12 protein-coding genes are annotated in these 11,793 nt (G+C 73.6%); 5 read left to right on the top strand and 7 right to left on the bottom strand.

The genetic code is table 11. The features are described 5' to 3' along the window. Positions 1–52: 52 nt before the first annotated feature. From Sya03_RS27640 to Sya03_RS27630, 3 genes are read left to right on the top strand one after another with little or no spacing between them, the layout of a single operon-like run. Entirely contained in the window at positions 53–628 is a 576-nt protein-coding gene (locus tag Sya03_RS27640; RefSeq protein ID WP_203941365.1) for a CGNR zinc finger domain-containing protein, read from the top strand. Beyond that, entirely contained in the window at positions 625–1,656 is a 1,032-nt protein-coding gene (locus Sya03_RS27635) for a winged helix DNA-binding domain-containing protein (RefSeq protein ID WP_203941364.1), read from the top strand. The genes Sya03_RS27640 and Sya03_RS27635 overlap by 4 nt, the downstream gene beginning before the upstream one ends. A gap of 38 nt (positions 1,657–1,694) precedes the next feature. Further along, positions 1,695–2,966, top strand: a complete 1,272-nt coding sequence (locus Sya03_RS27630; RefSeq protein WP_239107898.1) for an MFS transporter — start codon at positions 1,695–1,697, stop codon at positions 2,964–2,966. On the opposite strand, the gene Sya03_RS27625 is transcribed toward Sya03_RS27630, so the two are convergent. From Sya03_RS27625 to Sya03_RS27600, 6 genes are all read right to left on the bottom strand, one after another. Further along, the gene (locus Sya03_RS27625; RefSeq protein ID WP_203941486.1) at positions 2,950–4,128 is read right to left on the bottom strand and encodes an RNA polymerase sigma factor; all 1,179 of its coding nucleotides are present in this window, start codon (positions 4,126–4,128) and stop codon (positions 2,950–2,952) included. The genes Sya03_RS27630 and Sya03_RS27625 overlap by 17 nt on opposite strands. Further along, positions 4,119–4,481 (bottom strand): YciI family protein, encoded by a 363-nt coding sequence (locus Sya03_RS27620; protein ID WP_203941363.1) that lies wholly within the window; start codon positions 4,479–4,481, stop codon positions 4,119–4,121. The genes Sya03_RS27625 and Sya03_RS27620 overlap by 10 nt, the downstream gene beginning before the upstream one ends. Positions 4,482–4,559: 78 nt before the next feature. Continuing rightward, the gene (locus Sya03_RS27615) at positions 4,560–6,008 is read right to left on the bottom strand and encodes a glycosyl hydrolase family 18 protein (RefSeq protein ID WP_203941362.1); all 1,449 of its coding nucleotides are present in this window, start codon (positions 6,006–6,008) and stop codon (positions 4,560–4,562) included. A gap of 179 nt (positions 6,009–6,187) precedes the next feature. After that, positions 6,188–6,379 carry a hypothetical protein gene (locus tag Sya03_RS27610; RefSeq protein WP_203941361.1) on the bottom strand — a complete coding sequence of 64 codons (192 nt, stop codon included), beginning with the start codon at positions 6,377–6,379 and terminating at the stop codon, positions 6,188–6,190. Between the two features lie 130 nt (positions 6,380–6,509). After that, complete coding sequence (locus Sya03_RS27605; RefSeq protein ID WP_239107897.1) at positions 6,510–7,742, bottom strand: glycosyl hydrolase family 18 protein; 1,233 nt, start codon at positions 7,740–7,742, stop codon at positions 6,510–6,512. A gap of 228 nt (positions 7,743–7,970) precedes the next feature. Then, on the bottom strand, positions 7,971–9,188 hold the full coding sequence (locus Sya03_RS27600; RefSeq protein WP_239107896.1) for a glycosyl hydrolase family 18 protein: 1,218 nt from the start codon (positions 9,186–9,188) through the stop codon (positions 7,971–7,973). A gap of 119 nt (positions 9,189–9,307) precedes the next feature. Between Sya03_RS27600 and gltX the strand changes: the two genes are divergently transcribed. Then, a complete protein-coding gene (gene gltX, locus Sya03_RS27595; RefSeq protein WP_203941360.1) occupies positions 9,308–10,717 on the top strand; it encodes a glutamate--tRNA ligase in 1,410 nt (469 codons plus the stop codon). 44 nt (positions 10,718–10,761) lie between these two features. On the opposite strand, the gene Sya03_RS27590 is transcribed toward gltX, so the two are convergent. Next, positions 10,762–11,346, bottom strand: coding sequence for a copper resistance CopC family protein (locus Sya03_RS27590; protein WP_239107895.1), 585 nt, complete (start codon positions 11,344–11,346; stop codon positions 10,762–10,764). A 239-nt stretch (positions 11,347–11,585) separates the two neighbouring features. Between Sya03_RS27590 and Sya03_RS27585 the strand changes: the two genes are divergently transcribed. Then, a partial coding sequence (locus Sya03_RS27585; protein ID WP_203941358.1) for a hypothetical protein occupies positions 11,586–11,793 on the top strand: 208 nt, incomplete at its 3' end.

The raw sequence follows: 11,793 nt of genomic DNA, 5'->3' as shown, positions 1-11,793 counted from the left end.
GGCCGGTCGGCCCGCCTTTTCCCGGCCCGGCGTAACTGATATAACCGGTTACATGAGGCTGACGCACCCGGACGGGCAAGTGTTCTCGTTCGACGCGGGCGCCCTGTGCCTGGAGCTGGCCTGCACCACGGGCGGCGAGGGCTTCCGCGCCCGGTTCGAGGTGCTGCACACCCCGGCCGACCTGGTGCGCTGGGCCGCCACCAGCCGCCTCGGCGACGCCGCCGCCGGGGCGACCGCCACGGAGGCCGATCTGGCGCTGGTCAGGCGGCTGCGGGAGGCGGTGTGGACGCTGGCCTGGGCCACGGCGACCGGCGACCCGGCGGACCCCGCCGTGATCGGCGTCGTCAACGAGGTGGCCGCACTCCCCACCCCGATCCCCCGGCTGACCGACGGCCGGGCGGTCTGGGCCGGCGTCACCGGGGCCCACCTCGCCGCCGCCATCGCCCGGGACGCCGTCGTCACGTTCGGCACCGCCGCGCGCGAGCGGGTGCGCCGCTGCGGCGGCGAGCGGTGCGCGCTGATCTACCTCGACACCTCCCGGCCGGGCAACCGCCGCTGGTGCTCCATGGAGCGCTGCGGCAACCGGGCCAAGGTGCGCACCCACCGGCGGCGGGACGGCGGCACGTGAACACCGAGGAGATGCTGCGCTGGCGCATCGAACGGCACCTGCTCGGCAGCGAGCGGGCGACGGACCCGGTCGACGTGGCGCGCCGGGTGAGCGGGGTGCACGCCCAGGTGGCGGCGTCGGCCGCGGAGGCGGTGCGGCTGCGCACGACGGTCGACGCCGACCTCGACGCCGGCCTCGACGCCGCGCTGTACGAGCGGCGGACCCTGGTGCGCACGTGGGCCGCCCGCGGCACCCTGCACCTGCTGCCCGCCGCCGACCTGCCCGCGTGGGTGGCCGCGATGAGCACCCGCACCCGCGAGACGAAGAACTCCTGGCTGAAGTACCACGGGGTGACCGCCGAGCAGATGACCCGGCTGATCGCCGCCGCCCCGCACGTGCTCGGCGGCACCCCGCTGACCCGCGAGGAGCTGGCCGGCGCGCTGATCGCCGACCTCGGCGACGATTCCCTGCGCGGGCCGCTGACCCAGGGGTTCGGGGCGATCCTCAAGCCGCTGGCGTTCCGGGGGCTGCTCTGTTCGGGTCCGCCGCGCGGGCGCAACGTGACCTTCGTGGCGCCGCGCGCCTGGATCGGCGAGTGGGACGACGTGCCGGTCGACGACGCGATCGACACCCTGGCGCTGGCCTACCTCGGGGCGTACGGGCCGGCCGACGCCGCGGAGTTCGCCCGCTGGTTCGACCTGGCGCCCCCGCTGGCGAAGAAGGCGTTCGCGCGGCTCGACATCGTCGACACCGGGGCCGGGTTCGTGCCGCCCGGCATCACCGTCGGCAGCGCCGACACGGTGCACCTGCTGCCGGCCTTCGACCCGTACACCGTGGGCAGCCTGCGGCAGCTCGACACCGTGAGCACCGGTCCCCGGGCCGCCGTGTCGCGGCCGCAGGGGTGGATCTCCCCCACTCTGGTGGTGAACGGGCGGATCATCGGCACGTGGGAGGCGGACGCGGCGACGGGCGTGCCGGCGGTGACCCCGTTCGGGAGGTTGCCGGCGGCGGTGAGACGGGCCCTGCCGGAAGTGACGATAACCCGCTAACCTCCGAGGGATTTTCGCGTTCCGACAGGAGGCAGGGCGTGACCGCAGTCGAACCGGACGCGACACCGGCGGCCCTGCTCGAACCCACCACGCCCGTGCGGCGCAGCTGGATCGGCCTGCTGTTCGCGGCCAACCTCGGCCTGTGGATGGTGTTCTTCACCCCCGTCCAGGTGCTGCTCGCCCAGCAGATCGAGGACATCCACCCCACCGGCAAGGAGGCCATGCTCGGCCTCGTCACCGGGCTCGGCGCGCTCGTCGCGATCGTCGTCAACCCGCTCGCCGGGGCCCTGTCCGACCGCACCACCCTTCGCCTGCGCGGCCGCGACTACGGCCGCCGCCACGTGTGGACGGTCGGCGGGCTCGTCGTCGCCGGCGGGTCGTGCCTGTTCCTCAGCGTGCAGGACACCGTCCCCGGGGTGGTGCTCGGCTGGGTCGGCACCGCGGCCGGCCTCAACGCCATGCTGGCCTCGCTGACCGCGGCCGTGCCCGACCGGGTGCCCGTGCTGCAGCGCGGCGGCGTCTCCGGCTGGATCGGCATCCCGCAGTCGCTCGGGCTGGTGCTCGGCGCCGCGCTCACCACCGCGGTCGTCACCGGCGTCGGCAGCGGCTGGCTCGTCATGGCGCTGTGCCTGGTGGTGCTGGCGCTGCCGTTCGCGCTGCTCACCCCCGACGACCCGCTGCCGCGCGGGCACCACCCGCGGCTCACCGCGCGGGCGCTGCTCGGCGGCCTGAAGGTCGACCTGCGAGCGAACCCCGACTTCGCCTGGGCATGGGGCACCCGGTTCCTCGTCCAGCTCGGCAACGCGCTCGGCACGCTCTACCTGCTCTACTTCCTCACCGACGAGGTGCAGGTCGCCGACCCGGAGACGGGCCTACTCGTCATGATCCTGCTCTACACGATGGGGATGGTCGCCACCGCCGTCGTCGCCGGGCGGCTGTCCGACCGCTCCGGCCGGCGCAAGCCGTACGTGCTGTGGTCCGGCGCCGCCATCGCCGCCGCCGCGTTCACCCTCGCCATCTGGCCGGTGTGGCCGGCGGCGCTGGTCGCGTCCGTGCTGCTCGGCGGCGGGTACGGCATCTACCTCGCCGTCGACGCCGCGCTCATCACGCAGGTGCTGCCCGCCGCCACCGACCGGGCCAAGGACCTCGGCATCATCAACATCGCCAACGCCGCCCCGCAGGCGCTCGGCCCGGCGATCTCCGCCCCGATCGTCGTGTACCTGGGCGGCTACTCGACGCTGTACGCGGTCACCGCCGTCGTCACGCTGCTCGGCAGCACCCTCGTCGTGAAGATCAGGTCGGTCGACTGAGCAGGTAGCGCCGCTCGGCGGCGTTCTGCGTGCGGGCCGCGGCGCGCTCGTACCAGGCGCGGGCCCCCGCCGCGTCCCCCGCCAGCTCCAGCAGGTGCGCGCGCACCGCGTCGGCCCGGTGGTGGTCCAGCCCGGCCGCGTCGAGCCCGGCGAGCGCCCGCTGCGGGCCGTGGACCATCGCCACCGCGACCAGGCGGTTCAGCGTCACCATCGGGCCGGGCGCGACGGCGTGCAGCAGGTCGTACAGCACCAGGATCTGCCGCCAGTCGGTGTCCTCCGGGCGGCCGGCCTCGTCGTGCACCGCCGCGATCGCCGCCTGCAGCTGGTACGGCCCGGCGGCGGCGCCCCGCAGCGCGCCGGCCAGCAGCGCCGAACCCTCGGCGATCGCGGCGTGGTCCCACCGCGTGCGGTCCTGCGCGGCCAGCGGCACCAGCGCCCCGTCGGCCGTGGTGCGGGCGGGGCGGCGGGCGTCGGTCAGGAGCATGAGGGCGAGCAGCCCGGCGACCTCGCCGTCGTCCGGCAGCAGCCGGTGCAGCTCGCGGGCCAGCCGGATCGCCTCCGCCGCCAGCTCGGCGCGGTGCAGGCTGTCGCCGGAACCGGCCGTGTACCCCTCGTTGAAGATCAGGTAGAGCACCTGCCGGACGGCCGCGAGGCGCTCGCCCCGCTCGGCGTTCGGCGGCGGCGCGAACGAGGCCCCGCGCAGCTTCGCCTTCGCCCGGCTGATGCGCTGCGCGACGGTCGCCTCCGGCACCAGGAACGCCCGGGCGATCTCGGCGGTGGTGAGGCCGCCGACCGCGCGCAGCGTCAGGGCGACCTGCGACGCCTCGGTCAGCGCCGGGTGGCAGCACAGGAACTGCAGGGTCAGCGTGTCGTCGGACGCCGCCGCCGGGCCGGGCGCGGCCAGGACGGCGAGCGACTCCTCCCGGCGGCGCCGGGCCGCGTCGCTGCGCAGCGCCTCGATGCGCCGCCGCGACGCCACGGTGACCAGCCAGGCGCGCGGGTCGTCGGGCACGCCGTCGACCGGCCACCGGGTCGCGGCCGCGAGCAGCGCCTCCTGGGTGGCGTCCTCGCACGCCGCGAAGTCGCCGTAGCGGCGGACCAGCGCGGCGGTCACCGCGGGCGCCTGCCGCCGCAGCTCCTCCTCGACGGGCGTCACGACCAGGCCGCCGCCCCGCCGCTCAGGTCGCGGACGGGACGCACCTCGACCGAGCCGTCGGCGGCCTCCGGGATCCGGCCGGCGATCTCCACCGCCCGCTCCATCGACGCGCAGTCGACCAGGAAGAACCCGGCGAGGACCTCCTTCGCCTCGGCGAACGGCCCGTCGGTCGGCGTGAGCGCGTGCAGCCGCACGCCGCCGTCGGCCAGCGACTCGGCGGCGACCAGCTCACCCGACGCGGTCAGCTCGCGCTCCAGCTCGGCGTACGCCGCCAGCGCGTCCTGCATGCCGGCGGGGTCGGCCGCCGCCCACACGGCCCGCGAGGCCGGATTGCTGTAGAGCAGGATCACGTACTTCATGACCCGAGTAGTACACGACGCCGGCGCCGGCCGGTGCCCCGAGCAGTGTCCGGGGCACCGGCCGGCGCGGCGGGTCACCTACGCGGGCAGCGTCCAGCGCTGGTTCGCGCCGCCGAAGCAGTCCCAGATCTGCAGCCGGGTCCCGTTCGCGGAGCTGTTGTTGCTGGCGTCGAGGCAGCGCCCCGAGGCCGGGTTGCGCAGCGTGCCGTTGGCCTGCGCCTGCCACACCTGCGCGCCGGTGCCGTTGCAGTCGTAGATCTGCACCGGCGAGCCGTTGGCGGTGCCGGCCGCGGCGATGTCCAGGCACTTGCCGAGCGCGGCGATCGTGCCGTTGCCGTTGACCGTCCACCGCTGGGCGGCGCTGCCGTTGCAGTCGTACAGCTGCACGGCGGTGCCGTTGGCGCTGGACGCGCCGGCGACGTCGACGCACTTGCCGGCGACACCGGTGATCGTGCCCGTGCGGCCGCCCGGCTGCTGCGTCGGCGGGGTGGTGACCGGCGGCCGGCCGTTCGTGGCCACCTCGAACATCGCGCTGACCAGCGAGTTGGCGCCGGTGGCGTCCTGCGACAGCTCCCAGTTCATGACGCCGCCGGCGTTCGCCAGGGCCCACTGCGTCTTGCGCCGGACGGTCGGCAGGCCGTTGTAGCACTGCTGCGCGCCGTTGGCCTGGATGCAGTCCACGTTGGCGTTGGCCGGGTTCATGGCGACGATCTGCGCGTACGTCAGGTACCCGGGCCGGCTGTAGAACGGGATGCCGACGACCGCCTTCTCCTTCGGCAGCCCGCGCGCCTTCCAGGCGTTGACCTGCTGGATCGTCCAGTCGTAGCCGGCGTGCGGGGTGCCGCCGTCGTACGTCATGATGTTCAGCCAGTCGACCACCCCGAACACGGCCGGCTGCACGCCGTTCGCGGTGCCGCCGCCGGAGACCACCGCGGCGGTCAGCAGCTTGCCGCGGGCGTGCAGCGCGTTGCCGAGCTGGGTCATCAGCGCGGTGAAATTAGTGCCGGACTGACCGGGATCGGGATACTCCCAGTCCATGTCCACGCCGTCCAGGTTGTACGCCGACACCAGGTTGAGCAGGTTGTTGACGAACGTGGTCCGGCTGGAGGCGTTCGCGGCCATCTGCTCGAACGCGGAGTCGTTGCCGTCGTTCCAGCCGCCGACCGCGATGGACACCTTCACGTTGTTCTGGTGGCCGAGGCTGACGAGCTGGCGCAGCTTGTTCGGGTCCGGCACGGCGGTGATCGCGCCGCTGCCGCCGCTCGGCAGCACGAACGCGTAGTTGATGTGGGTCAGCTTGCTGTACTGGATGCCGGCGACGTTGCCGGCCCACGACGGCTGGTAACCGACGCTCTTGAACCCGTTCGGCAGCACGGCCGCCTGCGACGTGCCGGACGCGGCGAGCGCGACGACGGTGCCGGTCGCGGCGACGACGACGGCGGCGGCACCGGCGAGCAGCGCCCGGCGGCGGCGGCGCGGGCGGGGGGCGGGATCGGCCTGGGGGGCCGGGGGCGATGGGAAGGACATCACAGACCTCTCGGGACGCGCGGGGGGCCGCGCAATCTCGCGTCGGGCGGGGGCGTCCCGGCGCAGGCCGTAATGTTAAGAGCCTTTATTAAGACCTTTCAATAAAGCCTGATGGTTCCGCAACTTATCTCTCGCTTAAGGACAGACGACCCTGCACCGCCGCCCGGCTCGGCCGCCGATCAGGCCCGCTCCTTCACCTCCCGGCCACACGACGGGCACGCCCCCACCACATACCGCCGGGTCGGAATGTCCTCCGGCCGCATGCCGAAGGCAGGCCGCGCCATGATCGGGTCGTCGCGGACGTCCTCCACCGGGACGTCGTCACGGCGGCACGGCAGGCACGTCAGGGTCATCGCCTCGCGGTCGCTCATGCCGCAAGCGTCCGCGGACCGGGAACCATCCCACGGACGCGCGGTGCGATCACCGGTCACCACGGTCGGCAGCCCGACACCGACGGGCCCGCACCCCGGCGTGCGGGTGCGGGCCCGGAGGGCGTGCGCGTTACAGCGGCAGCCAGAGCGACAGGACCGCGGACGGCTCCCAGCCCGGCAGCGACGTGTGCGCCTGGCGGGCCTGGTAGCGCCCGCCGCCGTACGTCACGACCTGCCCGACCGCGTACGCCGTGTACGGCACCCAGGCGGTGCCCGACGGCGGCGCGGTGGTCACCGGGGGCTTGGTCGTAGGCGGCTTGGTCGTCGGGGCGGTGGTCGCCGGGGGCTTCGTAATGGGGCCCGCCGGGGGCGTGGTGGCCGGCGGGCGGGTCCCCGCTGCCGCCTCGATCATCGCCGTGAGGCCCGAGTTGGCGCCGGTGGCGTCCATCGCGAGCTGCCAGTTCATGATGCCGCCGGCGTTCGCCCGGGCCCACTCGGCCTTGCGGCGCAGGGTCGGCAGGCCGTTCCAGCACTCGTTGGTGCCGTTGATCGTGGCGCAGTCGCGGGTGGCGTTGGCCGGGTCGCGGGCGATCAGGTCGGCCAGCGTGAGGTAGCTGGGGCGGCTGTAGAACGGCACGCCGACGACCGCCTTCTCGCGCGGCAGGCCGCGGTCCGTCCAGTACGTGACGGCGTCGACCGTCCAGTCGTAGTTGGCGTGGGGGGTGCCGCCGTCGTACGTCATGATGTTGAGGAAGTCGACGTGGTCGAACACGGCCTTCTGCACGCCGCCGCCCTGCAGCTTCGCCGAGACCGCCGCGGTCAGCAGCTTGCCGCGGCTCTTCATCGCCTTGCTCAGCTCGCCCATGAGCAGGGTGAACCGTTCCGCCGAGGGGCCCGGGTCGGGGTACTCCCAGTCCATGTCGACCCCGTCGAGGCCGTACTGGTCGACGAGCCCGGCGAGGCCGGTGACCAGCCGGGTGCGGCCGGCGGCCGTCGCGGCGAGGGTCTCGAACGGCGAGTCGTCGCCGTTGTTCCAGCCGCCGACGGCGATGAGCACCTTGACGCCGGCCGGCCGGGCGCGCTGCAGGATCTGGGTCAGCTTCGCCGTGTTCTCCAGCGGCTTGAGGGTGCCGTCGGCGTTGGGCCGCGCGAACGAGTACATGATGTGGGTGAGCCGGGTGTACGGGATCGCCGCGGCGCTGCCGCCGGACGAGGTGGCGTACCCGACGCTCTTGAAATCGGCCGGCAGCTCCGCGGCGGCGGAGGTGCCGGTGGCCGACAGCGCGAGGGCGGTGCCGGCGGCCGCGACGCCCAGGGCGGCGACGCCGGCCACGAGGGCGGTGCGCACGCGACGAGAAGACATCTCGGACCTTCCTGGCCGGGGGGTCACCGCCCGTGGGGGCGAACCGGCCGGATCCGAATGTTAGGACCCTTTACTACCGCGCCTCAATGGGCACCGGACGCCTTTTCCCGGCCGTTCATTGAATTAAGGTCCGTCAATGAAGAACGCCTGTGATCGGCCTTATCCGCTGCTTAACACGCGCGGAGGGGCCCGCATCCGGCGTGGATGCGGGCCCCTCGGGTGTCGCGGCTACAGCGGCAGCCAGAGCGCCAGCACGTTCGGCGGCTCCCAGCCGGGCAGCGAGGTGTGCGCCTGGCGGGCCTGGTAGCGGCGGCCGCCGTACGTGACGACCTGACCCACGGAGTACGCGGTGTACGGCGCCCACGCGGTGCCCGACGGCGGCTGCGTGGTCGGCGGGGTCGTCGGCGGCCGGGTGGTCGGCGACGTCGTCGGCGGGCGGGTCGTCGGCGCCGTGGTCACCGGCGGCTGGCCGCCCGTCGCCACCTCGTAGATGGCGCTGACCGCGGAGTACTGGCCCGTCGCGTCCTGGCTCAGCTCCCAGTTCATGATGCCGCCGGCGTTCGCCATGGCCCACTGGGTCTTGCGGCGGATCGTCGGCAGGCCGTTGTAGCACTCGTTCACGCCGTTGATCACGACGCAGTCGCGGTTGGCGTTGGCCGGGTCGCGGGCCACCAGCGAGGCGAACGTCTGCCAGCCGGGTCGGCTGTAGAACGGCACGCCCAGGATCGCCTTCTCCTTGGGCAGGCCGCGGCCCTTCCAGAAGTTGACGGCGTTGATCGCCCAGTCGTAGTTGGCGTGGGGGGTGCCGCCGTCGTACGTCATGATGTTGAGGAAGTCGACGTAGCCGAAGACGGCCGGCTGCACGCCGTTGGCCGTGCCGCCCTCGCTGACGACCGCGGCGGTGAGCAGCTTGCCGCGGCTCTTCATCGCCGCGCTCAGGTCGCGCATGAGCAGCGTGTAGTTGTCGCCGGAGGCGCCCGGGTCGGGGTACTCCCAGTCGATGTCGACGCCGTCGAGGTTGTACTGGTTCACGACGTTGACCATGCTGCTCACGAACGTCGAGCGGCCCGACGCGGACGCGGCCAGGGTCTCGAACGCGCTGTCATTGCCGTCGTTCCAGCCGCCGACGGCGAGCAGCACCTTGACGTTGTTCTGGTGGCCCAGCTGCACGATCTGCTGCAGCTTCGCGGTGTTCTCGATCGGCTGCAGCGTGCCGTTGGCGTTGGGCAGCGCGAACGAGTAGTTGATGTGGGTCAGCTTGCTGTACTGGATGGCGGTGGCGCTGCCGGACCAGGACGGCATGTAGCCGACGCTCTTGAAGCCGTTCGGCAGGACGGCGGCGTTCGACGTGCCCGACGCGGACAGCGCCAGGGCGGTGCCGGTGGCGGCGACGGCCAGGGCGGCCGCGCCGGCCAGGAGGGCGGATCGCAGGCGGCGAGGGGGCATCTCGACCCTTCCGGTACGGGGGTGGGGGCACCGATATGTTAAGACTCTTTATTAACAAAGTTCAATGGTCGGTCCGGGGTCAGCCGAAACCGGCTCGCCGCCGCCCGTAGGCTGGGCGGGTGACTGTTCGTGTACGTTTCGCCCCGTCCCCCACCGGCATGTTCCACGTCGGCGGCGCCCGCTCGGCGCTGCAGAACTGGATCTACGCCAAGCAGCAGGGCGGCGTGTTCGTGCTGCGCATCGAGGACACCGACGCGGCCCGTAACCGCCCCGAGTGGACCGAGGGGATCCTGTCCGCGCTCGACTGGATCGGCATCACCCGCGGTTCGTACGAGGGTCCCCACTACCAGTCGGCCAACGCCGGCGAGCACCGCGCCGCCGCCGCGCGCCTGCACGCCGACGGCCGCGCCTACTACTGCGACTGCGCCCGCGAGGCTGTCCAGGCCCGCACCGGCTCGCAGTACCAGGGCTACGACGGCTTCTGCCGCGACCGCGGCCTCGAGGCCGGCGAGGGCCGCGCGCTGCGCTTCCGCACGCCCGACACCGGCGCCACGGTGGTCGTCGACCTCATCCGCGGCGAACCCACCTTCGAGAACTCCACCATCGAGGACTTCGTCATCGCCCGCGGCGACGGCTCGCCGGTGTTCCTGCTCGCCAACGTCGTCGACGACATGACCATGGGCATCACCCACGTCATCCGCGCCGAGGAGCACCTGCCCAACACCCCCAAGCAGCAGCTGCTGTGGGAGGCCCTCGGCGTCAAGCCGCCCGTGTGGGCGCACGTGCCCGTCGTCGTCAACGAGAAGCGCCAGAAGCTCAGCAAGCGGCGCGACAAGGTGGCGCTGGAGGCGTACCGCGACGAGGGCTACCTCGCCGCCGCGATGCGCAACTACCTGATGCTGCTCGGCTGGGCGCCGTCCGGCGACCGCGAGATCGTGCCGTGGGAGACGATCGAGGAGGAGTTCCGGCTGGAGGAGGTCAACCCCTCCCCCGCGTTCTTCGACGAGAAGAAGCTGCGCGCGTTCAACGGCGAGTACATCCGCGCCCTCACCCCGGACGAGTTCGCCGCCGTCTGCGCCCCGTGGCTCACCGGCACCGGCACCATCCCGGCCCCGCCGTGGCGCCCGGACGCCTTCGACACGGCCGCGTTCCTCGCCGTCGCGCCGCTCGCCCAGACCCGCATCGCGGTGCTGTCCGAGATCGTCCCCAACGTCGACTTCCTCTTCCTCGACGAACCCGCCACCGACGAGGCCGCCTGGGCCAAGGCCATGAAGGACGGCGCCGCCGACCTGCTCGACGCCACCACCCAGGCCTTCACGGCCCTCGCCGACTGGTCCGCCGAACCGCTGAAGGCCACGCTGGAGGCCGTCGGCGCCGAGCGCGGGCTCAAGCTGGGCAAGGCGCAGGCGCCCGTGCGGGTCGCGGTCACCGGCCGCACCGTGGGGCTCCCGCTGTTCGAGTCGCTCGAGGTCCTGGGCCGCGAACGCACCCTCGCCCGGCTGGCCGCGGCCCGCGCCCGGCTGAGCTAGACCCGTCCGCCCCGGCGCCGCGGCCCGCCCGCGGCGCCGGGGCGCTACGGCCTCGGGGTCCGGCGGAGGAGGAGCGCGGCGCCGGTGGCGCCGGCCGCGACCAGCACGGCCGCGCCCACCAGCCACGGCCAGACCGGCGCGTCGTCGGGCTCGCCCGCCGTCAGCGCGCCCGGAGCGGGGCCGGCACCCGTGGGTACGGCGGCCGGCGCCGACGCGCTGGGCGCCGCCGTGGGAGCCGCATCCGTGGGTGCCGCCGTGGCCCCCGCCGCCGGTTCGGTCAGCGTGAACCGCACCGTGCCCTTGATCGGGTGCCCGTCGCTCGACCCCAGCTGGTACGCCACCGCGTACTCACCGGCCGCGCCCGGCGACCACGGCACCGTCACCGTGCTGCCCTTCACCCGCGGCGCGCCGCCGCCCGCGTCGGCGCCGCCCGGTCCCGTCACCGTGACCGTGAGCGACTCCGCATTCACCTTCGCGAGGAATCGCAGCGTGATCGTCTCGGGCGCCTCGGCGACCCGGGCGCCCTTCTCCGGCGTGCTGCCGGTGAGTGAGTTGTGCGCCCACGCAGGGTTGCCGAAAAGCAACGCGGAAAGTGCCCCCAAGGTGACTGCCAGCAGGACTTTTGTCATTCTCATGACGCTGTACCCCACGCCCGCCTCCGCATCGGTACTATTCGGCAGCTGATCTACATCCACTGATAGGTCGCGCCCCGATCCCAGATAGTTCCAAATCCCGCCACGGCGGGATGCGGCCCGGTCCGGATCGGGCGAATCTTGACCTCACGGGGCGGTCGGATCAGCCGAAGAAAACGTGACGGCGCGAGGCCATCCATCGAACGGGGCGAGGAGGTCGGGCCATGATCCGAGGGGTGATCCACAGGATCGCCGCGGCCGCGGGGGCGCTCACCGCCACTGCGGCGCTGCTGCTCACCGCGACCCCGGTGGCCGCGTCCGCCGCACCGGCCGCCGCACTGCCCGTGGCCGCGCTGCCCGCCGCGTCCGCGCCGCTCGCCGCGCCCGCCGCGTCCGCGCCGCTCGCCGCGCCCGCCGCGTCCGCGCCGCTCGCCGCGCCCGCCG

This window comes from Spirilliplanes yamanashiensis (genome assembly GCF_016863475.1).
GTDB lineage: Bacteria > Actinomycetota > Actinomycetes > Mycobacteriales > Micromonosporaceae > Spirilliplanes > Spirilliplanes yamanashiensis.
This window is presented reverse-complemented; position numbering and strand designations above follow the sequence as displayed.

What these genes read in the sequence shown, in the direction of transcription:
- Sya03_RS27590 (WP_239107895.1), bottom strand. Translation starts at nt 11,346, where the DNA reads ATGACAAAAGTCCTGCTGGCAGTCACCTTGGGGGCACTTTCCGCGTTG.
- Sya03_RS27600 (WP_239107896.1), bottom strand. Translation starts at nt 9,188, where the DNA reads ATGCCCCCTCGCCGCCTGCGATCCGCCCTCCTGGCCGGCGCGGCCGCC.
- Sya03_RS27605 (WP_239107897.1), bottom strand. Translation starts at nt 7,742, where the DNA reads ATGTCTTCTCGTCGCGTGCGCACCGCCCTCGTGGCCGGCGTCGCCGCC.
- Sya03_RS27615 (WP_203941362.1), bottom strand. Translation starts at nt 6,008, where the DNA reads ATGTCCTTCCCATCGCCCCCGGCCCCCCAGGCCGATCCCGCCCCCCGC.
- Sya03_RS27610 (WP_203941361.1), bottom strand. Translation starts at nt 6,379, where the DNA reads ATGAGCGACCGCGAGGCGATGACCCTGACGTGCCTGCCGTGCCGCCGT.
- Sya03_RS27620 (WP_203941363.1), bottom strand. Translation starts at nt 4,481, where the DNA reads ATGAAGTACGTGATCCTGCTCTACAGCAATCCGGCCTCGCGGGCCGTG.
- Sya03_RS27640 (WP_203941365.1), top strand. Translation starts at nt 53, where the DNA reads ATGAGGCTGACGCACCCGGACGGGCAAGTGTTCTCGTTCGACGCGGGC.